The 22,478-nt window shown below is 67.2% G+C and carries 17 protein-coding genes and 1 pseudogene; 8 read left to right on the forward strand and 10 right to left on the reverse strand.

Annotated elements, in window-relative coordinates; genetic code table 11:
- Nucleotide 1 precedes the first annotated feature (1 nt).
- Nucleotides 2-1,171, forward strand: a complete 1,170-nt coding sequence (locus tag GBRO_RS09205; RefSeq protein WP_012833687.1) for an ABC transporter ATP-binding protein — start codon at nucleotides 2-4, stop codon at nucleotides 1,169-1,171.
- A 21-nt stretch (nucleotides 1,172-1,192) separates the two neighbouring features.
- Here GBRO_RS09205 and GBRO_RS09210 read toward each other — a convergent pair whose 3' ends face one another.
- Together GBRO_RS09210 and GBRO_RS09215 are read right to left on the reverse strand one after the other, a co-directional pair.
- Nucleotides 1,193-2,050 (reverse strand): hypothetical protein, encoded by an 858-nt coding sequence (locus tag GBRO_RS09210; RefSeq protein WP_012833688.1) that lies wholly within the window; start codon nucleotides 2,048-2,050, stop codon nucleotides 1,193-1,195.
- Entirely contained in the window at nucleotides 2,040-2,729 is a 690-nt protein-coding gene (locus GBRO_RS09215; protein WP_012833689.1) for a metallophosphoesterase family protein, read from the reverse strand. The genes GBRO_RS09210 and GBRO_RS09215 overlap by 11 nt, the downstream gene beginning before the upstream one ends.
- A 45-nt stretch (nucleotides 2,730-2,774) precedes the next feature.
- Here GBRO_RS09215 and GBRO_RS09220 point away from each other — a divergent pair, with 45 nt between their 5' ends.
- The gene (locus tag GBRO_RS09220) at nucleotides 2,775-3,350 is read left to right on the forward strand and encodes a suppressor of fused domain protein (protein WP_012833690.1); all 576 of its coding nucleotides are present in this window, start codon (nucleotides 2,775-2,777) and stop codon (nucleotides 3,348-3,350) included.
- Here GBRO_RS09220 and GBRO_RS09225 read toward each other — a convergent pair.
- Nucleotides 3,347-4,415: pseudogene (locus tag GBRO_RS09225) on the reverse strand (IS630 family transposase). The gene GBRO_RS09220 and the pseudogene GBRO_RS09225 overlap by 4 nt on opposite strands.
- Nucleotides 4,416-4,597: 182 nt before the next feature.
- Here GBRO_RS09225 and GBRO_RS09230 point away from each other — a divergent pair.
- A complete protein-coding gene (locus tag GBRO_RS09230) occupies nucleotides 4,598-4,966 on the forward strand; it encodes a hypothetical protein (RefSeq protein WP_147290644.1) in 369 nt (122 codons plus the stop codon).
- Entirely contained in the window at nucleotides 4,941-5,159 is a 219-nt protein-coding gene (locus tag GBRO_RS09235; RefSeq protein WP_012833692.1) for a hypothetical protein, read from the forward strand. Before GBRO_RS09230 ends, GBRO_RS09235 begins: the two co-directional genes overlap by 26 nt.
- A 12-nt stretch (nucleotides 5,160-5,171) precedes the next feature.
- Here the strand turns inward: GBRO_RS09235 and GBRO_RS09240 are convergent, their stop codons facing one another.
- Nucleotides 5,172-6,257 carry a magnesium and cobalt transport protein CorA gene (locus GBRO_RS09240; RefSeq protein ID WP_012833693.1) on the reverse strand — a complete coding sequence of 362 codons (1,086 nt, stop codon included), beginning with the start codon at nucleotides 6,255-6,257 and terminating at the stop codon, nucleotides 5,172-5,174.
- Nucleotides 6,258-6,342: 85 nt separating this feature from the next.
- Between GBRO_RS09240 and GBRO_RS09245 the strand changes: the two genes are divergently transcribed.
- Genes GBRO_RS09245 through GBRO_RS09255 form a run of 3 tightly spaced genes read left to right on the forward strand, consistent with a single transcriptional unit; the run spans nucleotide 6,343 to nucleotide 9,337 of the window.
- A complete protein-coding gene (locus GBRO_RS09245; protein WP_012833694.1) occupies nucleotides 6,343-6,963 on the forward strand; it encodes a MarC family protein in 621 nt (206 codons plus the stop codon).
- A gap of 38 nt (nucleotides 6,964-7,001) precedes the next feature.
- Nucleotides 7,002-8,018 (forward strand): glycine betaine ABC transporter substrate-binding protein, encoded by a 1,017-nt coding sequence (locus tag GBRO_RS09250; protein ID WP_012833695.1) that lies wholly within the window; start codon nucleotides 7,002-7,004, stop codon nucleotides 8,016-8,018.
- Between the two features lie 53 nt (nucleotides 8,019-8,071).
- Complete coding sequence (locus GBRO_RS09255; RefSeq protein ID WP_012833696.1) at nucleotides 8,072-9,337, forward strand: APC family permease; 1,266 nt, start codon at nucleotides 8,072-8,074, stop codon at nucleotides 9,335-9,337.
- A gap of 72 nt (nucleotides 9,338-9,409) precedes the next feature.
- Here GBRO_RS09255 and GBRO_RS09260 read toward each other — a convergent pair whose 3' ends face one another.
- Nucleotides 9,410-10,240 (reverse strand): SDR family NAD(P)-dependent oxidoreductase, encoded by an 831-nt coding sequence (locus tag GBRO_RS09260; RefSeq protein WP_012833697.1) that lies wholly within the window; start codon nucleotides 10,238-10,240, stop codon nucleotides 9,410-9,412.
- Between the two features lie 24 nt (nucleotides 10,241-10,264).
- Nucleotides 10,265-11,806, reverse strand: a complete 1,542-nt coding sequence (locus GBRO_RS09265; protein WP_012833698.1) for a flavin-containing monooxygenase — start codon at nucleotides 11,804-11,806, stop codon at nucleotides 10,265-10,267.
- A 134-nt stretch (nucleotides 11,807-11,940) separates the two neighbouring features.
- Between GBRO_RS09265 and GBRO_RS09270 the strand changes: the two genes are divergently transcribed.
- Nucleotides 11,941-12,525, forward strand: a complete 585-nt coding sequence (locus tag GBRO_RS09270) for a TetR/AcrR family transcriptional regulator (RefSeq protein ID WP_083775683.1) — start codon at nucleotides 11,941-11,943, stop codon at nucleotides 12,523-12,525.
- A 75-nt stretch (nucleotides 12,526-12,600) separates the two neighbouring features.
- On the opposite strand, the gene GBRO_RS09275 is transcribed toward GBRO_RS09270, so the two are convergent.
- The 4 genes from GBRO_RS09275 to GBRO_RS09290 form a co-directional block, all read right to left on the reverse strand.
- Nucleotides 12,601-16,476, reverse strand: coding sequence for a multifunctional oxoglutarate decarboxylase/oxoglutarate dehydrogenase thiamine pyrophosphate-binding subunit/dihydrolipoyllysine-residue succinyltransferase subunit (locus tag GBRO_RS09275; protein ID WP_052298253.1), 3,876 nt, complete (start codon nucleotides 16,474-16,476; stop codon nucleotides 12,601-12,603).
- Between the two features lie 188 nt (nucleotides 16,477-16,664).
- On the reverse strand, nucleotides 16,665-20,612 hold the full coding sequence (locus GBRO_RS09280; protein WP_370452893.1) for an ABC transporter ATP-binding protein: 3,948 nt from the start codon (nucleotides 20,610-20,612) through the stop codon (nucleotides 16,665-16,667).
- An 81-nt stretch (nucleotides 20,613-20,693) separates the two neighbouring features.
- Nucleotides 20,694-21,425 carry a hypothetical protein gene (locus tag GBRO_RS09285; RefSeq protein WP_012833702.1) on the reverse strand — a complete coding sequence of 244 codons (732 nt, stop codon included), beginning with the start codon at nucleotides 21,423-21,425 and terminating at the stop codon, nucleotides 20,694-20,696.
- A complete protein-coding gene (locus GBRO_RS09290; protein ID WP_012833703.1) occupies nucleotides 21,422-22,468 on the reverse strand; it encodes a glutathione S-transferase family protein in 1,047 nt (348 codons plus the stop codon). Before GBRO_RS09290 ends, GBRO_RS09285 begins: the two co-directional genes overlap by 4 nt.
- Nucleotides 22,469-22,478: the final 10 nt, after the last annotated feature.

The raw sequence follows: 22,478 nt of genomic DNA on the forward strand, positions 1-22,478 counted from the left end.
CATGGCAGACATCGTTCTGGACAACGTCACCAAGAAGTATCCCGACGGTTCCACCGCGGTCCACGAGGTGAACATCGAGATCGCCGACGGCGAGTTCGTGATCCTCGTCGGACCGTCCGGCTGCGGGAAATCGACCACGCTCAACATGATCGCGGGTCTCGAGGACATCACCTCCGGCGAGCTGCGGATCGGTGGTGAGCGAGTGAACGAGCGTGCGCCCAAGGACCGCGACATCGCGATGGTGTTCCAGAGTTACGCGCTCTACCCGCACATGTCGGTGCGTGACAACATCGCGTTCCCGCTGACCCTGGCCAAGATGCCCAAGGACCAGGTGGCCGCCAAGGTGGAGGAGGCCGCGCGCATCCTCGACCTCGGGCAGTACCTCGACCGCAAGCCGGCCAACCTGTCCGGTGGTCAACGTCAGCGCGTTGCGATGGGCCGCGCGATCGTCCGCTCGCCCAAGGCATTCCTGATGGACGAGCCGCTGAGCAACCTCGACGCCAAGCTGCGTGTGCAGATGCGCGCCGAGATCGCACAACTGCAGACTCGGCTGAACACGACGACGGTCTATGTCACCCACGATCAGACCGAGGCGATGACCCTCGGTGACCGGGTCGTCGTCCTGCGTGGTGGGTATGTCCAGCAGATCGGCACTCCGCAGGAGCTCTACAACCACCCGGCCAACATCTTCGTCGCCGGCTTCATCGGGTCGCCGTCGATGAACTTCCTGCCCGGTCGGCTCGGCTCGGGCGGCATCGAGACACCGCAGGGCACCATCTCTCTCGACGATCATCAGCAGGTGGTCTCGCGTGCCGGCGATGTGGGCAGCAACGGCGAGGTGCTGATCGGCATCCGGCCCGAGCATCTCGAGGACGTCGCCCTGCTCGATGCCGACACGCGGTCGCGTGGCGGGACTTTCACGGCGACGATCGATGTGCTCGAGTCGATGGGGTCGGACATCTACGCCTACTTCACCGTCGGATCCGAGCGGGCGGCGAGCGATGCGCTGGCCGAGTTGTCGGCGGATTCGGGTGCCGACATCGGTGGGGGACAGCTGATCGCCCGGCTGTCGCCGGAGTCGAGGGTCACCCGTGGGTCGACCGCGGAACTCTACTTCGACCAGTCGAAAGTGGCCGTGTTCGACCAGAGTTCGGGTGCGTCGCTGCGCTGAGTGTCTCCGGTGCGGGCGGCCTCAGCGGCGTCGTCGGCGTGACTGCGTGCGCAGTTCATCGAAGATGGCCTCATCCCAGATGTGCTTGCGCACCAGTCGATATCGCTCGCAGGCGACCCACAGGTACAGTTCGGCGTCGCTCTCGACGTCGGGCAGGATGCCGGCGCGGCGTGCCATCCGGACGACCGGAAGGAACTCCTCGCCGAACCATCGGCGCGCGACCTCGCCGCGCGGCAGGAAGGTGCCGACCTCCTGCGACAACCGGAAGCCCCAGGCCTCGACGTTCTCGGCGAGTTCGGCGTAATCGAAGGGATCGGCGAGCCGGATGGCGTCGGCCTGCGCGCCGACGAGCGGCACCCGCGACAGGAACAGGCGCCGGTGATCCTTGAGGATGAGATCCGACGGCGCATGAATACCCTCGGGGGAGATGCGCGTGTGGATCTCCGTCACATAGGCGTCAATGGAGGTGATCCGCCGGGCGATCGCGATCGACACGCGGTGGTGTCCGTCGATCACGAAATGCATCGAGCCGATGCGGTAGAGCTGGATCGGCGGCACCGACTCGCCACGGCGCTGCGCGGCCGCGAGCCGTTGCCAGCGTTCCCGGATCCGGGACGACGTGGGCCGAAAGTAGCGATCGAAGTCCTTTGTGCGGTCGACACTTCCGACGATCGACGACACCTCGACCACCTGTAATCCCAGCGTGGTCTCACCGGTGCGTCCCAGCGCCGCGACCACCTCGTCGAAAGGCAGGATGGTGTTCACGTCGGCCGGCGCGCGCGTGAACCACGCTGCCAGACGCGACATCTCGGCCTGTCGGCGCAGCCGGGCGAAGTCGTTCTCGGCGTCGGCGTCGGGAAATCCGGTGTCACGCACCATATCGCCGCCTCACCACGCCGAACTCCCGGGACCCGGGAGTGATGTCGAACTCGCAGTAGCCGACCACGTTCATCGAGATCGTCGCGTCGCCGATCATCAGATCACGGGGCCGGGCGCCGAACGGATGCACGTGCCCGTGGATGAGCAGGGTGGGATCGAGCGACCGCACCAGCGGATGCAGGCACTCGAAGCCCCGGTGACACGGATCGTCGGCGTCGCCGACGCCCCGCGCCGGACTGTGCGTCAGCAGGATGTCCGGTCGCTTCGACGCCGGCATCGCCGCGCCACAACGCAGCCGCCAGCCACGCAGGCGCTGCTGGAAGTCGGTGTACTGGTTGGGGCCGACGTTGTGGCGCCGGCTGCCGCCGAGCCCGCTGATGCGCAGCCCCGCGACCGTCACCGTGCGGCCGTCGACGTTGAGCGCCCCGCCCGGCCCGGGATCGGTGGTGGGCAGTCCGGCACGCGTCCAGCCCGTGCGGCCCTGCCGGAACCCGTGCAGGTCGCGGTCATGATTGCCCGGCACGAAGACACACGGCGCGTCACACAGCGTGGACAGCGTCTCGAGATAGTCGAACGGCAGGTCACCGGCCCCGAGGATCACGTCCGGCCGGGCGTCGAGGCCGACGCCGAAGGTGAGCGACTCCACCACCTCGTCGGCCACCGCGAGCACTCGCACCATCAGTCCAGGCTAAGTGGTCGGTACCGGTTCTGGGACACTGGACCGGTGAGCGACTCCGTCACCGACACCCTGGGCAGCTTCCTCGTCGAGACGATCGGCGTCGAGCCACAGCGCGCATCGGTGACCTTTCTGGGCGTCGAACCCATCGACGTCCTGCGCTTCGCCACCGACGAGGCGGTGATCTACGTGACGTCGGGGTGTGCGCGTCACCCGATGGCCGATCCCACCGACCTGCATGCCGATCCGGTGCGCGGTCCGCGCGCCGAGCTGGTGGTACGGATGGCCGCGGGCTCTGCGTTGCCCGGTCTGCACAAACGGATGGCCACCCTGGCAGCCGCCCCCGCCGTCGAGGGACTGATCCTCGACGCGGACGCCCTCGTCGACCTGGGTGAGCCGCTCTGGGACGGGGCGGCGTGCACCGCGGTCCTTTTGGAGGCCGACTCGCTCGGCGCGGTGGATCTAGCGGCGCCGATGGACCCGATCACGCTGCTGCGCGCCGTGCCGATCACCGCGAACGAGGCCGCCTGGGTGCGGCTCAAAGGGGCCCGCGCCCTGCGTGACGCGTGGGCCGAGGCGGGGATCGACGTGACCGCGCCGCGGCGGTCGGCGGCGGCCCCCTAGTGTTCTGAGTCATTAATTCGTGTGCAGTAGTGGGCGATGGAGTCGAGGATCTGGTCAGCGGTCTTGACCCACACGTAGGGGCGGGGGTTGTCGTTTCCAGGTCTCGATCCATGCTCTGATGTCGGCGTTGAGCGCTCTCACGGTGCGGTGGGTCGAGCGTTGGAGCTTCTTGGTGGTCAGTTCGGCGAACCAGCGTTCGACGAGGTTCATCCAGGATGAGCTCGTCGGGGTGAAGTGGACAACGAATCGTGGGTGCGAGGTCAGCCATCGTTTGACCGCGGGCGTCTTGTGGGTAGAGGCGTTGTCCATGACCAGGTGGACGTCGAGCTCGTCGGGCACCTCGGCGTCGATCTTGCGGAGGAATCCGATGAATTCCGTTGCACGATGCCGTGAGTGAAGCGAACCGATGACTTTGCCCGACGCGATGTCCAACGCCGCGTACAGGCTGGAGGTGCCGTTGCGCACGTAGTCGTGGCTGGCCCGTTGCGGGGTGCCCGGGAGCATGGGAAAGATCGGCTGGGTGCGATCGAGCGCTTGGATCTGGGTCTTCTCGTCAACGCAGAGCACCAGGGCACGTTCGGGTGGGTTCATGTAGAGCCCGACGACGTCGCGGACCTTCTCGGTGAACATGGGATCTTTCGACAGCTTCCACGAATCCTGTTTGTGTGGAGCCAATCCGAACGCTCTCCATACACGCGAAACAGTTGACTGCGACATGTCGAGATGCTCAGCCATCGCCCGCGTCGACCAGTGTGTCGCATTCTTCGGAGTGGTCTCGAGAGTTGCGGTGATCAGGTCTTTGATCTGCTCGTCGCCGACGGTGCGAGGTCGCCCGGGCCGGGGTTCGTCGAGCAACCCCTCGCAGCGGTGCTCGACGAACCGGCCTCGCCATCGCCGCACGGTACTGCGGTTGAGGCCGAGTCGTTGTGCCACTTCGGTATTCGAACCGCCATCAGCGGCAGCGAGAACGATTCGTGAGCGCATCGCCAAACCCGAGGCCGTCGTTCGCCGACGCGCCCACCCTTCGAGCTCACGGCGCTCGTCATCAGTCAGAACAATATCCACTGCTAGCGGACCCCCGGGTTGCCATTCCCTAGCCTAACAACCGAACGGAAATTAATGACTCAGGACACTAGTGGTCGGTCGCCGGTGTCTGGTGTCGCGGGTGTCGGTGTCGTAGGGTATGTCGGTTCGAGCGCGAGCATCGTCGGCTCCGGCGGCGCTCACGACATACCGGGGGTGAAGTGGTGGCTGGACCGATCGACCAACTCAGTGTCAAGCAGGTCAGTGCAATCGGGGAGAACACGCTGAAAAAGGTGCCCGAGTGGATCACCTGGCCGCAGCGGGCCCGTCCGCAGAACCTGGTGTGGTGGTGGACGAGCACCGTCATCGTGATCGCCGGGCTGGGTTGGCTCGCCTGGTGGGCGATGCGCCCCGGTACGCCGTCGTGTGATGGCAAGGACATGTCCCCCGGGGACGTCTGCATCTTCAGCAACTCCAGCAGCAAGACCTACGATGAGATGCTCGGTCCCAAGGTCTGGCTCGCGGTTCTCGCCGGCGCAGCCGCGCTCGCCCTGCTCATCTGGGTGAGTGTGGTCTCGGCGCGGGGCGCGTAAACCGACCCCGGCCGAGGCCGCGGACTTCTACCGGAATGCCGTGCAGTATCGGGCGTCGGTCGTCGCCTCGGTAGCGGCGAACCCGGGTGACCCGGTACTGGCGTATCACCTCGAAAGGCTCGACCTGCTTGTCGGAAAGGCGATGGAACGCAACGGGATCGTGGTGCGTGGTCAGCACGTCGCGGTCGAGTGATCGGGTCGCGACTCAGAGCCAGTGATGCCGGCGGAACACGAAGAACAGCGTTGTACACGTGGCGATCATGAACAGCAGGACCGCCGGATATCCCCACACCTGATGAAGTTCGGGCATGTGGTCGAAATTCATGCCGTACACCCCGGCAAGCATGGTCGGGACCGCGGCGATGGCGACCCACGCCGAGATCTTGCGCATGTCGGTGTTCTGCTGGATGCCGACCTTCGCGGCGGCGGCGTCGAGCAGTGAGGTGAGTACCTCGTCGTACTCGACGACCCGCTCGATGACTGTGGCGAGGTGGTCGGCGACGTCGCGGAGGTGACGACGAATCTCCTTGGGAATCAACGGATTCTCGTGGTCGGTGAGCCGGGCCAGCGGTGCCGAGAGGGGTTGTACCGCGCGCCGCAGTTCGAGGACCTCGCGCTTGAGGAGGTAGACCGGATCGATGTTGAGCCACCGATTCTGTTTGCCGAAGACGGTCTCCTCGATGGCCACCACGTCGACCTCCATCCGATCGGTGACCGCGAGATAACTGTCGACCACCTTGTCGGCTATGGCATGCATGACCGCCGTCGGACCCAACGTGAGGAGTTCTGGCCGGGCTTCGAGTTTGCGTCGGACCCCGGACAGGTGGGTGTGATCGCCGTGCCGGACGGTGACCACGAAGTCGGCACCGGCGAAGATCATGATCTCGCCGGTCTCGACCACCTCACTGGCCTGCTCCATCGACTCGTGTTCGACGTACTTCACCGTGCGCAGCACCAGGAACTGGGTGTCGTCGTACACCTCGAGTTTCGGGCGCTGATGAGCGTGGACGGCATCCTCGACAACCAGTTCGTGCAAACCGAAGGCCTCGCCGACGCCGGTCATCTGTTCGTCGTCGGGGGAGTGCAACCCCAGCCAGACGAAGCCGCGGCCGGATTCGCGGACGGTGGCCAGCGCGTCGGTGTAGGAGATCCGTCCGGGCTGCCGCACACCGTCGATGTAGATCGCACAGTCCACGACGGCCCGGGCGACCGGCACCGGGATCCGCGGCAGCGGCCGACGGTCCCGGCGGGCGGGCACCAGGCCACGTCCGCCCGGCCGGAGGTTGGGCATCGAGGGCACGGATTGGATGCTACTCGCCGCGCACCGGGGTGACGGTCGTCCTCGGCCGGTGACCCGCGGTCGTAAGATCACCGGTGTGTCCTTCGACGTCACCGTGTACACGACGACGTTCATCACGTTGCTCGTGATCATGGATCCGCCCGGACAGATTCCGTTGTTCCTGAGCCTCGTCGGGCATCGCCCGGCCGAGTATCGGCGCCGTGCCGCGTGGCAGGCTCCCTTGGTCAGTCTGCTGGTCATCAGTGTGTTCGCGGTGGGCGGCAAAGCGATACTGAACTATCTCCACATCGGCATCCCGGCGCTGCAAGGTGCCGGCGGACTGCTGTTGTTGCTGGTGGCGCTGCAGTTGCTCACCGGTCTGGGCAACGCCGGGTCGCCGCAGGCCGCCGACGACGTGAACGTCGCCCTCGTACCGCTCGGGACACCGCTGCTGGCCGGGCCGGGCGCCATCGCCGCGGTGATCGTCGGGGTCAGCGGTGTCTCCGGGGATGCCGGTGGTTATCTGGCCATCGCCGCGGCCATCGTGAGCGTGCATCTGGTGGTGATGCTGGTGCTGCGCTACGCCACCTATCTCATCCGGATTCTCGGGGCCGGCGGAATCACCCTGCTCGCGAAGATCGCCGGTCTGCTGCTGGCCGCGATCGCGGTGCAGCTGATCGCCGATTCCATCGCCGGCTTCGTGGCCCAGGGCACCTGACACGCCCGGGCGGGGGCCGGTCGCCACCCGCTACGGTGATGGGCGTGAGGCAACGCGCGCCGAGGACACGGGGATCGCTGACACGGGGATCGCTGACACGGGCGAAGACGACACGGGTGACGGTGATCGTGGCGGCTGTCATCGCGACGGTCGCAGTGTTCGCCGGGTGTGCCCAGCCCACGGACAGTTCCGACGATCCGCTGCGGATCGGCTCGTCGGGTACTCCCGCGATGCGGGTGATGGCCGAGATCTACGCGGGAGCGCTGCGCAACTCCGGTGCCGACGTCGCGAGCCGTATCGAGACGGGGGATGATGCGGCCCTGCTGAACACGATGGCCCACACCGACGTCGATCTGTTCCCAGCGCTGACCGGGCGGCTGCTCGGTGTACTCACCCCGCGGGTCACCGCAGTCACCGCCGACGCCGTGTACACCGAGCTCAATCGTGCTCTGCCGCAAGGGGTGTCGGTGGGCGACCCGACTCCGGTGTCGGTTGCGCCGCAGGTCTTCGTGGCCACCCGGGTCGCCGAGACCGCCGGCGCCACCGAACTCACCGATTGCCCCCGGCTGCCCGCCGGGCTGGCCGTGGTCACCGTCGGCGAACCCGACGAGGGGGTGCTGGCCGCATTGAGGGCGTCGGGTTGTCGCTTCGGACCGGCGCAGAGCGTGCCGTCGGCCGACGCCGCCCTGCGCCGGGTGGCCGACGGTTCCGCCGTCGGGGTCCTGACCCCGCTCGAGGTGGCCGCCGACCGTGGGGCAGAGGCGAACACCGTTCAGGCGCTGCGGGTTCCGGCCGCACGCGAAGACAATTCCGCCCCAGAAGGATCCGCCCCAGAAGGATCCGCGCCAGACGGGTCCGTGGCGGTCGGGCCGCGGGCCAAGGTCCTGGTGCCCGTCTACCGCTCCGCGGCGCTCTCGCGCGACGACGTGAAGACGATCAACAAGGTGGCGGGCGAGATCACCACCGGTGACCTCGCCACGATGGCGGCGCGGGTGCAGCGAGGCGATGATCCGCGGGAGCTCGCGGTGACCTGGCTGGGCGAGCACGGGCTGTGAACCCGGCACCGCGCCCGAAGATCTGACACCAGGTCTGATACCGAGGAGGACTGATGCCGAAAGACGCTGAGCTGCAGCGGAAGTTGGGTCTCGCCGATGCGGTGGTCATCGGCCTGGGGGCGATGATCGGCGCAGGCATCTTCGCCGCCCTGTCGCCGGCGGCGGCCGCTGCAGGCTCGGGCTTGCTCGTCGGATTGGCGGTTGCCGCGGTGATCGCCTACTGCAATGCGACGTCGTCGGCGCGCCTCGCGGCGCGCTACCCGGAGTCGGGCGGGACGTACGTGTACGGGCGGGAGCGGCTGGGGGTGTTCTGGGGCTACCTGGCGGGTTGGGGTTTCGTCGTCGGCAAGACCGCTTCGTGTGCGGCGATGGCACTCACCATCGGGGCGTACGTGTGGCCCGGACAGGCCCGCGCGGTTGCGGTGGCGGCGGTGGTGGCGGTGATTGCCGTCGACTACCGGGGGATTCAGAAGTCGGCCGCGCTGACCCGCGTGATCGTCGCCGTGGTGGTGGGGATTCTCGGCGCGGTGGTCGTCGCAGCTGTCGGTTCCGGTGCTGTCGGTTCCGGTGCGGGAGGCGCGGAAGCGGGGGTACCGTCCGCCGTCTCGGTCCACGGCGTGCTGCAGGCCGCGGGGCTGTTGTTCTTCGCGTTCGCCGGCTACGCGCGGATCGCCACTCTCGGTGCGGAGGTCCGAGATCCGCGGCGCACCATTCCGCGGGCGATCCCGATCGCCCTCGGGCTGACGCTGCTGATCTACGCGGTCGTGGCCTGCACCGCTCTCGCTGTCCTCGGCCCGGATCGGATGGCGACGTCGGCGGCGCCGTTGACCGACGTCGCCGAGGCCGGTGGCGGGCCGGCGATGGTCACGATCGTCGCCATCGGTGGTGCGGTGGCCGCGCTCGGGTCGCTGGTGTCGGTGCTGCTGGGGGTGTCGCGCACCACGATGGCCATGGCGCGCGACGGTCATCTGCCGCGGTCACTCGGGATGGTACATCCGCGGTTCGCCGTTCCGCACCGCGCCGAGATCGCGGTGGGGGTGATCGTCGTCGGACTCGTCGTCGCCGTCGACATCCGCGGTGCCATCGGGTTCTCGTCCTTTGGAGTACTGGTGTACTACCTCATCGCGAACGTCTGCGCCGCGACGCTGACCGCGGCCCAGGGGCGGCCCGCGCGGTGGATTCCCCTGCTCGGGGCGGTGGGTTGCGTGGTCCTGATGTTCAGCTTGCCGGCGGCGTCGGCGATGACCGGGGCGGCGGTGCTGGCGTGCGGGGCACTGGTCTATCTGGTCCGTGTGCGCGTGGCCCGACGCCCCCGGTGACGACCCGCTGCGCGGACCGGCCGCCCATGTCGGACATGGGCGGCCGGGGCGGAGACGGTTCGCAGGCCTGCGTCAGTCGACCTTGGACAGCGCCCAACCGGTCACCTTAGCGGTCACCCACTGGTACTTGGAGGCGACGATGCGCACCCAGATGTCGAGCAGCTTGGCGTCGGTGCCGACGAGGACGCGCGCCTTGTTCTTGCGCACCCCCTCGATGATGACGTCGGCAGCCTTGGCCGAGGTCATCCGGGCCAGGTACTTGTCGAAGAAGGCCGCGCTGGATTCCTGATCGTGATCGCCGGAGACGGTCGCGTTGCGCGCGATGGCGGTCTTGATCCCGCCGGGATGCACGCAGGTGACCTTCACCGGGTGCTTGGCGATGATCATCTCCTGACGCAGCGCCTCGGTGAAGCCGCGCACCGCGAACTTCGCCGAGTTGTAGGCGGCCTGGCCGGGCTCGGCCAGCAGGCCGAACAGTGACGACGTGTTCACGATGTGTCCGTCGCCGGAGGCGATCAGGTGCGGCAGAAATGCCTTGGTGCCGTTGACGACTCCCCAGTAGTCGACGTCCATGACCCGCTCGATGTCCTTGAACTCGGTCCGCTCCACCTCGCCGTGGTGGGCGATGCCCGCGTTGTTGAACACCACGTTGACCACGCCATAGTGCGCCATCACCGCATCCGCGTAGGTCAGCACCGCCTCACGTTCGGCGACGTTGAGGATCTGGGAATGCACCTGCGCCCCGGTTTCCCGGACGAGGTCCTCGGTGGTCTTCAGTCCGGCCGGATCGACGTCGGAGATCGCCAGCCGCGCACCCTGCCCGGCGAGCTTCACCGCGAGATCGCGGCCCATTCCCGAGCCGGCACCGGTGATGACGACGACCTTGTCGCGAAAGTCCTTCATGATTCTCCTCTGGGTGAAACGGGGTCAGGCGGTGACCGACGCGGGGGCTGCGGTCTCGGTGGACGGGGTGGCGGTCACCGAGGGCTGAGCACCTCGCGACACATCGTAGGCGGCGATGTCGAAACGTCGTGTGGCGCGGCGGAAGTTGAAGGTGAACCCCGGCCACAGGGTGGTGATGTTGCCGTTGGCGTCTTTGTACCAGGACGCGCATCCGCCGTTGACCCAGACACTGTTGCGCAGGGCGTGCTGGATGTCACGATTGAACGAGCGTTGCGCGGACTCGGTGACCTCGGTGCGTGTGATGCCCTGCGCCCGAACGGTTTTGAGATAGTTCACCAGGTAGTTCAGCTGCGATTCGATCATGTAGACCATCGAGGTGTGGCCCAAACCGGTCGACGGTCCGACCATCAGCATCATGTTCGGGAAACCGTGCACGAACGATCCCTTGTAGCCCTGCATGCCGATCTCGTCCCACACCTGCGCGAGGCTGCGACCGTCCTTGCCGACGATCCTGCCGAAGACGGGCGAGTCGGTGACGTGGAAGCCTGTCGCCACCACGATGACGTCGACGTCGCGGGCCGTGCCGTCCTTGGTGACGACGCCGGTCGCGGTGATGCGGTCGATGCCGTCGGTGACGAGGTCGACGTTGGGCCGGTTGATGGCCGGATACCAGTCGTTGGAGCGGAGAATGCGCTTGCAACCGACCTGGAAGGTGGGGGTGGCCTTCTTGCGGAGCGCGCGGTCGGAGATGCCGCGGGCGATGTTGGCGCGGCACACGAGTTCCACGGGCTTGAGCGCCTTGGGGGAGTAGGTCAGGCCGAAGGCCGTTGCCTCGTTGGCCGCATAGATCGTGCCGCGGACCGCCGACTGGAAGCCCGGGACGTGCTCATAGGCCCAGTGCTCGACCCCGGTGTAGGCGCGTTCGGTGCGCGGGACGATCCACGGTGCGGTGCGCTGATAGACGTCCATGTGCGCGACGATCTTCGCGAGTTCGGGTACCACCTGGATCGCCGAGGCGCCGGTGCCGATGACCGCGACGCGCTTGCCCGCGTAGTCGTAGTCGCTGTCCCAGCGGGCCGTGTGCATGATCTTGCCGTCGAATCCGTCGATGCCCTCGATATCGGGCAGGTTGGGTTCACAGAGCGGCCCGACCGCCCCGACCATCACCTTCGCGCGGACCTGGGCGCTTACGCCGTCCTGCTCGGTGTCGAGGACCCACACCTGCTGGTCCTCATGCCACTGCGCGTGGGTCATCTCGGTGCGGAAGCGGGTGTGCGCGGCGACGTCGTACGCGTCGGCGACACCGTTGATGTAGCGGTGGATCTCGGGCTGATGCGAGTACGAGCGGGACCACGTCGGGTTCTTGGCAAACGAGTAGGAGTACAGCTGCGACGGGACATCGCAGGCCGCGCCCGGATAGGTGTTGTCCCGCCAGGTACCGCCGAAGTCCTGTCCGCGGTCGAGGATGACGAAGTCGTCGAAGCCGGCCTGCTTGAGTTTGATCGCGGCACCCAGCCCGGAGAAGCCGGCACCGATGATGGCGATCTCTACATCGTTCGTTGTCATGGTGTCACCATAGGTAGCTATTGAACCGCTGTCAATAGCTTATTGAATCAGATTCAATAGCGCGTTAGGGTGGGAGTCGATCAATCGCGAGAGGACTGGACGACGTGGCGGTGACGCAGGGAAAACGCACGCGGATGAGCCCGGAGGCGCGCCGTGACCAGCTCATCGAATACGGCCTGGAGATGGTCGCGCAACGGCCGCTCGAACAGGTCTCGATCGAGGCGATCGCCGAGGCGGCCGGGGTGTCGCGCGCTCTGCTGTTCCACTACTTCGAGTCCAAACAGGACTTCCATGTGGCGATCGCGCAGACCCAGTCGGAACGCATGCTCGCCTGCACCGCGCCCGATGAGTCGCTCGGTGATCCGCTGGCGATCCTGCAGTCGTCGATGAGCGCCTTCGTCGACTACGTGAGCGTCAACCGCAGTGCCTATATGACGCTGATCCGTGGGGCGTCGAGCGTCGATCCGGCCATGCGGGCGGTCTTCGACTCCACCCGCTCGGTGATGGCGCAGCGCGTCCTCGATCACCTGCCCGCCCTGGGGATCGCCGTGACCCCGACCATCGAGATCACGGTCCGGGGGTGGATGTCCTTCGTCGAGGAGACCACCATCGGCTGGCTCGAGGATCCCCGCATCTCCCGCGACGAATTACTCGCGCTGATCACCGCCGCACTACCGGCACTGGCCACCGCGGCGGGTGTCGCGGTACCCGGCAGCTGACCCTACTTCTGAAACGAAAACGGCCGGGCCGCACCGCAGTTCGCGGTACGGCCCGGCCGTTTCGAGTGGGTGGGACTATTCGGCGAAGGCCTCGTCGATGATCTCCTGCTGCTCGACGGCGTGCACCTTGCTCGAACCCGACGACGGCGCCGACATCGCGCGGCGCGAGATCCGTCGCAGGCCGCCGAGCGCATCGGGCAGTACCTCGGGCAGCCACAGGCCGAGGAACGGCCACGGGCCCTGGTTGGCCGGCTCCTCCTGGACCCAGGCGAAGTCGGTGGCATTGCCGTACTGCTCCAACGTGTTCCGAAGACGACGATGCGGCACCGGATAGAGCTGCTCGACGCGCACGACCGCCACGTCCTCACGCTCCTCCTTGTCGCGACGGGCGGCGAGCTCGTAGTAGAGCTTGCCGCTCACCAGCAGTACGCGCTTCACCTTGTCGCGATCGGCGCCGTTCACGAAGTGCGGATCGTCGATCACCGAGCGGAACTTGTCGTCGGTGAAGTCCTCGACGGGGGAGACCACCGCCTTGTTGCGCAGCATCGACTTCGGCGTGAAGACGATCAGCGGCCGGCTGATCCCGTCGAGCACGTGACGACGCAGCAGGTGGAAATAGCTCGCCGGTGTGGACGGCAGGGCGACGGTCATCGACCCCTCCGCGCACAGCTGCAGGAAGCGCTCGATACGACCCGACGTGTGGTCGGGGCCCTGACCCTCGTGGCCGTGTGGCAGCAGCAGCACCACGTCGGAGAGCTGACCCCACTTGGCCTCACCCGAGCTGATGAACTCGTCGATGATCGACTGCGCGCCGTTGACGAAGTCGCCGAACTGACCTTCCCAGAGCACCAGGGCGTCGGGATTGCCCACAGAGTAGCCGTATTCGAAACCGACGACGGCGAATTCGCTCAGCGGGGAGTCGTAGACCATGAACCGGCCGCCGCCGTGTTCACCGTCGATCGGCTTGAGGTGATTCAGCGGGGTGTATTCGGCGCCGTTCTCGCGGTCGATCAACACCGAATGGCGCTGTGAGAACGTCCCGCGGCGGGAGTCCTGACCGGACAGGCGCACAGTGCGTCCCTCGAGCACCAGCGACCCGAAGGCGAGCAACTCGGCGAATGCCCAGTCGATCCCGCCGTTGCGCGATGCCTCGTGCCTGCGGTCGAGAACCGGTTTGACGCGCGGATGCGGCACGAAGCCGTCGGGCACGTTCACGAACGCGTCGCCGATGGTCTGCAGCGTGGTCTTGTCCACCGCGGTGACCAGCTTGGTCGGCAACGTCTGGTCCGACTCCACCGACGGGCTCGGTTCCGGCCGGTACTTCTCGAGTTCCTTGACCTCGTTGAAGACCCGTTCGAGTTGTCCCTGGTAGTCACGCAGGGCGTCCTCGGCCTCCTTGGTGGAGATGTCACCGCGGCCGATCAGGGCCTCGGTGTAGCTCTTGCGGACGCCACGCTTGGTGTCGATCACGTCGTACATCGCCGGCTGGGTCATCGACGGATCGTCGCCCTCGTTGTGTCCGCGACGGCGGAAGCAGACGAGGTCGATCACGACGTCCTTGTGATAGGTCTGCCGGTAGTCGACGGCCAGTTTGGCCACCCACACGCAGGCCTCGGGGTCGTCACCGTTGACGTGGAAGATCGGCGCGCCGATCATCTTGGCCACGTCGGTGCAGTACTCCGAGGAGCGGGAATGTTCCGGCGCGGTGGTGAATCCGACCTGGTTGTTGACCACGATGTGAACGGTGCCGCCGGTGCGGTAGCCGGGGAGCATCGCCAGGTTCAGGGTCTCGGGAACCACGCCCTGCCCGGCGAAGGCCGCGTCGCCGTGCAGCATCAGCGGCAGGATCGAGAACTCGCCGTCCTCGTCGAGCTGGTCCTGCTTGGCGCGGACGAGTCCCTCGAGTACCGGGTCGACGGCTTCGAGGTGACTCGGGTTGGCAGTGAGCGACACGGCGATCTCGTTGTCGCCGAACATCTGGTAGTACTTGCCCTCGGCGCCGAGGTGGTACTTCACGTCGCCCGACCCGTGGGCCTGCGACGGATTCAGATTGCCCTCGAACTCGGAGAAGATCTTCGAGTACGGCTTGCCGACGATGTTGGCGAGCACGTTCAGCCGGCCACGGTGTGGCATGCCGATGACGACCTCGTTGAGGCTGTGCTCGGCGCTCTGGTCGATGACTGCGTCCATCATCGGGATGACCGACTCGGCACCCTCCAGCGAGAACCGCTTCTGCCCGACGTACTTGGTCTGCAGGAAGGTCTCGAAGGCCTCGGCGGCGTTCAGCTTGGACAGGATGTACTTCTGCTCGGCGACCGGCGGCTTGGAGTGCTTGATCTCGACGCGCTCCTGCAGCCATTTCTGCTGGTCGGGTTCGAGGATGTGGGTGTACTCCACGCCCACGTGGCGGCAGTAGGCGTCACGAAGAATGGACAGGACGTCGCGTAGCTTCATCCGCTCCTGGCCGTGGAATCCGCCGACCCGGAAGGTGCGGTCGAGGTCCCACAGGGTCAGGCCGTAGGTCAGCACATCAAGGTCCGGGTGGCTGGCGCGCGCGTCGCTGTCCATCTTCAGGGGATCGATGTCGGCCATCAGGTGGCCGCGGCTGCGGTAGGCGGCGATCAGTTCGAGGACGCGGGTGCTCTTGTCGACCAGTCCGGCGGGGATGTCGCGACGCCAGCGGACCGGCTCGTAGGGGATGTGGAACGCGGTGAAGATCTCGTCGTAGAACGCATCGTCGAGGAGCAGTTCGTGGATGGTCCGCAAGAAATCGCCGGATTCGGCGCCCTGGATGATGCGGTGATCGTAGGTCGAGGTCAACGTCATCAGCTTGCCGACGCCGAGTTCGGCGATCTGCTCGTCGCTGGCTCCCTGGAACTCGGCCGGGTACTCCATCGCGCCGGCGCCGACGATGGCGCCCTGCCCCTTCATCAGGCGCGGCACCGAGTGCACGGTGCCGATGGTGCCCGGGTTGGTCAGCGAGATCGTCACGCCGGCGAAATCCTCGGCGGTCAGCTTGCCGTCGCGGGCGCGTCGCACGATGTCCTGATAGGCGGAGTAGAACTCGGCGAAACCCATTGTCTCGCAGTTCTTGATCGCGGCGACCACCAGCGTACGGTTGCCGTCCTTGCCGACGAGGTCGATCGCCAGACCGAGGTTGGTGTGCGCCGGCGTGACCACATTGGGTTTGCCGTCCACCTCGGCGAAGTGGTTGTTCATGTTCGGGTACGCCTTGATCGCCTGCACGATGGCGTAGCCGAGGATGTGGGTGAAGCTGATCTTGCCACCGCGGGTGCGGGCGAGGTGGTTGTTGACGACGATGCGGTTGTCGATCATCAGTTTCGCGGGGATCGCACGCACGCTCGTGGCGGTCGGGATCTGCAGCGAGAGGTTCATGTTCTTGGCGATCGCCGCGGCCGGACCGCGCAGGACACGGCTCTCGTCCGACGACCCGGAATCCTTGGACCCGGAATCCTTGGCGGCCGGCTTCTTGGGCGCCGGGCGGTTCTGCGAGCGCGACGATCCGTCGCGGCTGGCGACGCTCTGACCCGAAGCCGCCTTGGTCGCAGTCGATTCCTTGGTCGCGGTGCTCTTGCGGGCCGCGGGCCGGGCCGGCGTCTGGTCGAGGGTGACCTGTTTGGACGGCGTAGATTCGGACGCGCCCGGCCCGGTGCGGGCCGGGCCGGTCTCGGCGCCCGCCTGCGCCTTGGTTGCCGACTTCTGCGGCGCCGGGGTGGACTTCTTCGCGGGCGACTGTTCGGTGGGCGACTTCTCGGTGGGCGACTTCTGTGCGGCAGGCTTCTTCTCCGGGGCCGAACCATTGCTGCCGTTCGACTGCGTTTCCGGCGCGCTGTCCGAGCCCGATCCGTTGTCGCCGGGCTCGTAATTCTTCAGAAGGTCATGCCAACTCGGGTCCACCGAGTTCGGGTCTTCCTTGAACTGCTGGTACATTTCCTCGACCAGCCATGTGTTCTGTCCGAAATCGGATATCGACCTGCTCACAGCGGTTTCTCGCCTCAATTCCCTCAAACGGTGCCGGGGTTCTCTGTCACAACCAAGTCTCTCGTGAAGACTATCGGTGAACCACCTGACGATGGTACGCGCGCATAACGTGCTTGCACGTACCGACCTGCTACTTCTCAGTCAGTTCGACACGTGTGCGTCGTCGACCTCGTTGGGGAGGAGTTCAGATCGGCTCGTCGCCAGTCCCGGGCACCGTTGCCCGGGGGGGTCGCCGGCACCGCCGGTTCGGCGGGATCGACACCTGCATCCCAGAACGCGCGATACCTACCGTCCAACGTGAGCAACTCGTCGTGTGTTCCCGATTCGACGATCCGACCGTGATCGACCACCGCGATGACATCGGCGCGTGCCGCGGTCGCGAGGCGATGCGCGACGATGACCGAGGTGCGTCGTCGGGTGACTGCCGCGCCGGCGGCCAGCACGAGCGCTTCGGTGGCCTGATCCAGCGTGGCGGTGGCCTCGTCGAGCAGCAGCAGATCGGGTTCGACGAGTTCGGCTCGGGCGAGTGCGATGAGCTGACGCTGTCCCGAGGACAGCCCCTGCCCGCGCTCACCGATGGGATGGTTCATCCGGCCGGGCAGTGCCGCGATCATGTCGGTCGCGCCGACCGCGGCGGCCGCCGCCACGATCGCCCGGTGATCGGCGCCCGGCCGCCCGTAGGCGATGTTCTGGGCGACGGTGCCGGTGAACAGGTGCGGTTCCTGGGGCACCAGCCCGAGACGCTGGCGGTAGCCGGAGAGTGTGTAGTCGCGGATGTCGACGCCGTCCATCCGCACCGAGCCGGCGACCGGGTCGTAGAAGCGGGCGAGGAGTTTGACGATCGTCGACTTTCCCGCCCCGGTCCGGCCCACGAGTGCCAGCGAGGAGCCGGCGGGGATGTTCAGGTCGACGGCGGTCAGGGCGTCGTCGGCGGCACCCGAGTACCGGAAGGACACCTTCTCGAGTGAGGCGTCACCGTTGAATCCGGCCGGGCCCGGGTCGCGTTCGGCGGGTGAACGTGACAACGAACTCGGCGTGGCGAGCAGGTCTCCGATCCGGCGTAGACCCACGACTGCCTGCTGGTATCCGTCGAAGACCTGGGTCAGCTGCTGCACCGGCCCGAACAGCATCGCGAGGTAGAGGACGAAGGCGATCAGGGTGCCCGCCGACATCGCGCCCACCGACACCTGATGGGCACCCACCGCGACCGCGACCGCGGTGGCCAGGTCCGAACACAGGGTGATGAAGGGGAAGTAGGTGGAGATGGCGCGCTGGGACACCATCCGCGCCTGCACCCACTCGAGGGTGCGCGCGGTGAACCGGGCGTCGGCGACGTCGACGTGCCGGTAGGCCTGCGTGGTCCTGATGCCGGCGATGTTCTCCTGGAAGTCGGCGTTGACGATGCTGACGAGCTCACGGGAGCGGGTGTAGGCGCGGGCGGCGACGCGCCGGAACACGACGGTCGCGATCACCAGCACCGGGAAGACCGGCAGGATCAGCGCGCCCAGGGCGGGGTCGGTGACGACGAGGGCCACGGTGACACCGACGAGCGTGAGCGCGGCGACGATCGCCGAGGACAACCCGGTCTGCAGGAAGGTCGACAGGGCATCGACGTCGGTCGTCATGCGGGTCATGATGCGGCCGGACAGTTCTCGTTCGTAGTAGTCGAGTCCCAGCCGCTGCAGGTGCGCGTAGGAACGGATGCGCAGCGCGTAGAGCACCCGTTCACCGGCGCGGCTCGAGGTGATGGTGGTGGCCGCGGTGGCCACCCAGTCGGCGGCCACCAGGGCGACACCGATGCCGGTGGCCCACCAGAGTTTCGTCTCGTCCGCGTGACTCGCGGCGTCGATGACGGTGCGCGCCAGCGTCGGGAACATGAGACCGATAAGCGTGTCGGCGGCGATCGCCACGATCGCCGCGATCATCAACCACCGCACCGGGCGCAGGATGCCGCGCAGTGTGAAGCGCGGATTCTCGCGCCGGGCGGCCTCGGTGTCGACCCGGGGGTCCTCGTTCGCGGGTGGTAGCGCGTCCACGGCGGCGAGGATCTCGGGGGTGGCGGGCATCGACCCGAGGGCCGTGCCGATACCGCCGCCGCGGCTGGTACCCCGCGGTACGGCTGCCGGTGCGGGGTCCCGTCGACGACCGCCGTTCCCGGTCTGCCCGGATGCGGGTGTCGCCGGCCAGAGGTCGTCGACTGCAGACTCATCGAACATCGATTCGATTGGTGCAGAAGGTATTTCGATGTCATCGACGCTGGGTGACATCAATGCGCGGAAGGCGGCCGAGGTCGCGTCGAGTTCGGCGACGGTACCGACGTCGGTGATGACGCCGTGGTCGAGCACCGCGACGCGGTCGGCCAGCGTCAGGGTGGAGCGGCGATGCGCCAGGACCAGCATGGTGCGGCGTTCGGCGCGCAGGCGACGCAGGATGCGTGCCTCGGTGGCGGCGTCGACCGCCGAGGTTGCGTCGTCGAGCACCAGGATGCGTGGATCGGCGAACAGGGCGCGCGCCAGGGCGATGCGTTGTCGTTGCCCGCCCGACAGGGTCAGCCCGCGTTCGCCGACCACGGTGTCGTAACCATCGGGCAGCGCGTCGACGAACTCGGCCGCGTCGGCGCGCTCCGCGGCGTCGACGATGCGCGTGCGGACAGGACTGTCCGGGTCGGACACCTCACCCGGGTCGACACCGAGCGCGATGTTCGCGGCGATGGTGTCGGAGTAGAGGAATGGTTCGTCGAAGACCACCGCGAGTGCCTCGTGCAGGGAATCGGGCGCCAGCTGAGGGGTCGGATGATCACCGTCGTCGGCGGTGATGACGACGCTGCCGGTGTCGGGCCGGCGCACCGAACCGACGAGGTCGGCCAGCGTCGACTTGCCCGAACCCGGCGGCCCGACGACGGCCACGCATTCGCCGGGCGCCACGTGCAGGTCGACGCCCTCGAGAACGCGCCGGTCCGCGTCGGGGTCGTCGGCTCGGTGATGGCCGAATCCGACGTCGTCGAGGCGGAGTCCGAGTGGGCCGGCGGGCAGGGTCGCGGTGTTCGTCCCGGCCGGATCGCGGGGATGTTCGGTGACGTCGTAGACGCGTTCGACGGCGGCGCGCGCGAGCTGCGCGCTGACGATCAGGTTGGTGAGCAGACGTGCCATGGCGGTCATGCTCGCCACGTAGGTGGTGAACGCGAGGAAGGTGCCCGCGGTGATGTGTCCGTGCATCGTGAGATACCCGCCGACCGCGATCACCGCGACCATCCCGAGTTGCGGGATGGCCGACATGGTGGGAGTGAACCGTGCGTTGATCGACGCCGCGCGCAGCCGGCGGGAGAACAGCCGACGCCCGAGCGTCACCAGTTCGTCGACGGCGCGTTCCTCCTGGCCGAATCCCTTGACCACGCGTACCCCGGTCACCGTCTCCTCGACATGCTGCGCGACGTCGGCGGCGGCCTGCTGGGCCGACCAGGTGGCCGCGAACAGGCGACGGCGTGTTCTCCAGACCACCACGGCCACAACGGGAATGATGAGCAGGGTGACGGCGGTGAGCAGCGGCGAGAGGTAGGCCATGATGGCGATGGCGATGATCAGCTGCACGCCGGCTCCGGCCGACAGCGGGGCCATTGCCAACAATCCCTGCACGATCTGCAGGTCGGAGATGGAGCGGGACACGATCTGACCGGTCCGGATCTCCTGCTGAGATCGCCCGTCGAGATGGAGCAGGCTGTCGAGCAGGCGCAGGCGAAGTCCGTTCTGGACATTGATCGACAACCGGCCTGCGGTGATCCGGCGACCGTACTGGCACGCGTAACGCACCAGCGCCAACACGACGAGAAGCACGATGATCGTGGTCATCGACAGCCCGTCGTCGACGACACCGGTGGCGTGATCGACGGCTGCCTTGGCCAGGAGAGGCGCGCTGAGATCGACGGCGACCGCGATGGCGGTGGCCGTCGCGGTGATCAGGACCAGGCGGCGATGTGTCCAGCACTCGCGGGCCAGGCGTCGGATCCACCCGGGGCCGGGGTGGGTGTCGGGCGGGGACGGGGAGTCGGAGTGCGTGGGTGCCGGTTCCTGGTGGAGTGCGGTATTCACCCGGGGCCGGGGCTCATCGGAACCGGGGGCTTCTCGGCATCGGGAGCCCATCGGAATCGGGGGTCATGAGTATCGGGCGGGTCACCGGTACCCCGGCGGTAAAGCCGCGTCGGATACCACGGTGGCGTCGATGATCCAGGCCGATGGCGGCGGACCGAATGCCTCCCGGGCATTGTGGACGACGCGGCGGCCCAGCGCGCGGCCGCCCACCCCGCCGATCACCGCGCCGATGCCGGCGGGCATGAGTTTGCCGAGCATCAGTGGCGCCTTGCGGAAGAAATACTTGCGCGACAGTTTGCTGACCAGGGATTTGTTCAGTTTCGTCAGGGCGCTGCGAGGTACCGACGAACCGCCGAGGCTGCGCAGCGCCCCGCCGCGGGTCCCGACCACCCGGCCGAGGGCGATGACGCCCTCTTCGCCGAGGGCCACGGCGAAAACGAGTGCTTTGCGCCGCTCGATGTCGTGCAGCGGGATCCCGTGCACCTCGGCGATGGCCAGCGCGAGCAGAGCGGATGCCTCCAGGAAGAAGGCTGTCTCCCCGGTCATCGCGCCCATCGCGGTCATGGTGCCCACGCCCGGCACCGCGGCGGTGGCACCCACTGCGCCGCCGGAACCGGTGACCGCCGTCAGGTACCGCTTCTCGAGTCGGCGGATGATCTGTGCGGGGGAGTCGTCGGGGTACTTCTCGCGCAGCGATGCGACATATTTCTGCACTGCCGGCGCCTGCAGGCGCTGGGCACGGTCGAGGAGCCCGCCGGCCACCTCGACGCTCCGTCGGGATGGCTGTCCGGATTGCTTGGTGGTGTCGGTCATGATGTGGGCACCCAATTCTGTGCGGGGACGACCTCGGCGGCGATCGGCGGTCCCGGTGGCGTTCCGTCACCGAACGGCCGGCCGCCGAGTTCCTCCCGATGGTGAGGGGTCAGCCAGTTGCGCAGGTCGGGGCCCTTCGGGACGATCTGCGTCGGGTTGATGTCGCTGTGCACGATGTAATAGTGCTGTTTGATCTGGGTGAAGTCGGTGGTGTCACCGAAGCCCGGCGTCTGGAACAGGTCGCGAGCGTATGCCCACAGCACCGGCATCTCGCTGAGTTTGCTTCGATTGCACTTGAAGTGGCCGTGGTAGACGGCGTCGAATCGCGCCAGGGTGGTGAACAACCGCACATCGGCTTCGGTGATGGTGTCGCCGACGAGGTAGCGCTGCTGCGCGAGCCGCTCGGAGAGTTCGTCGAGTTTGGTGAAGAGCCGGTCGTAGGCGGCGTCGTAGGCGTCCTGACTTCCGGCGAATCCGCAGCGGTAGACACCGTTGTTGACCTCGGTGTAGATGCCTTTGCTCACCTCGTCGATCTCGGCGCGCAGATGCTCGGGGTAGAGCTGGGGGGCGCCGTCGCGGTGATAGGCCGTCCACTCGAGCGAGAAGTCGATGGTGATCTGCGGGAAGTCGTTGGTGACGACCTCGCCGGTGGCGATCTCGACGACAGCGGGCACCGTGATGCCCTTCGGGTATCCCGGGAAGCGTTTCTCGTAGGCGTCCTTGAGGCGTGGGATGCCCAGCACCGGGTCGACCCCGCCGGGGTCGAGGTCGAAGGTCCAGGAGTTCTTGTCGTGGGTGGGACCGCAGAGACCGAGTGAGAGGACGTTCTCCAGTCCCAGGAGCCGGCGGACGATCAGCGTGCGATTCGCCCACGGGCAGGCGCGCGCGGCGATCAGGCGGTAGCGACCGGGCTCCACCGGGTATCCGTCGCGCCCGTCGGCGGTGATGCGGGTCTCGATGTACTTGGTGTCTCGGACGAACTCCTGTCCGGTCGTCACGTACGAACCCTGCTCGCTGTCGCTGGAATGGGTGTCGGGGGCCATGAGTTCACAG

The sequence above is a fragment of the Gordonia bronchialis DSM 43247 genome (assembly GCF_000024785.1).
GTDB classification, from domain to species: Bacteria; Actinomycetota; Actinomycetes; order Mycobacteriales; family Mycobacteriaceae; genus Gordonia; species Gordonia bronchialis.

Bases quoted from the DNA above. Each gene is read 5' to 3' on its own strand.
- GBRO_RS09255 (WP_012833696.1), top strand. From the start codon at position 8,072: ATGCCGAAAGACGCTGAGCTGCAGCGGAAGTTGGGTCTCGCCGATGCG.
- GBRO_RS09215 (WP_012833689.1), bottom strand. From the start codon at position 2,729: ATGGTGCGAGTGCTCGCGGTGGCCGACGAGGTGGTGGAGTCGCTCACC.
- GBRO_RS09290 (WP_012833703.1), bottom strand. From the start codon at position 22,468: ATGGCCCCCGACACCCATTCCAGCGACAGCGAGCAGGGTTCGTACGTG.
- GBRO_RS09210 (WP_012833688.1), bottom strand. From the start codon at position 2,050: ATGGTGCGTGACACCGGATTTCCCGACGCCGACGCCGAGAACGACTTC.
- GBRO_RS09270 (WP_083775683.1), top strand. From the start codon at position 11,941: ATGAGCCCGGAGGCGCGCCGTGACCAGCTCATCGAATACGGCCTGGAG.
- GBRO_RS09285 (WP_012833702.1), bottom strand. From the start codon at position 21,425: ATGACCGACACCACCAAGCAATCCGGACAGCCATCCCGACGGAGCGTC.
- GBRO_RS09275 (WP_052298253.1), bottom strand. From the start codon at position 16,476: ATGTACCAGCAGTTCAAGGAAGACCCGAACTCGGTGGACCCGAGTTGG.
- GBRO_RS09205 (WP_012833687.1), top strand. From the start codon at position 2: ATGGCAGACATCGTTCTGGACAACGTCACCAAGAAGTATCCCGACGGT.
- GBRO_RS09240 (WP_012833693.1), bottom strand. From the start codon at position 6,257: ATGCCCAACCTCCGGCCGGGCGGACGTGGCCTGGTGCCCGCCCGCCGG.
- GBRO_RS09265 (WP_012833698.1), bottom strand. From the start codon at position 11,806: ATGACAACGAACGATGTAGAGATCGCCATCATCGGTGCCGGCTTCTCC.
- GBRO_RS09260 (WP_012833697.1), bottom strand. From the start codon at position 10,240: ATGAAGGACTTTCGCGACAAGGTCGTCGTCATCACCGGTGCCGGCTCG.
- GBRO_RS09250 (WP_012833695.1), top strand. From the start codon at position 7,002: ATGGGCGTGAGGCAACGCGCGCCGAGGACACGGGGATCGCTGACACGG.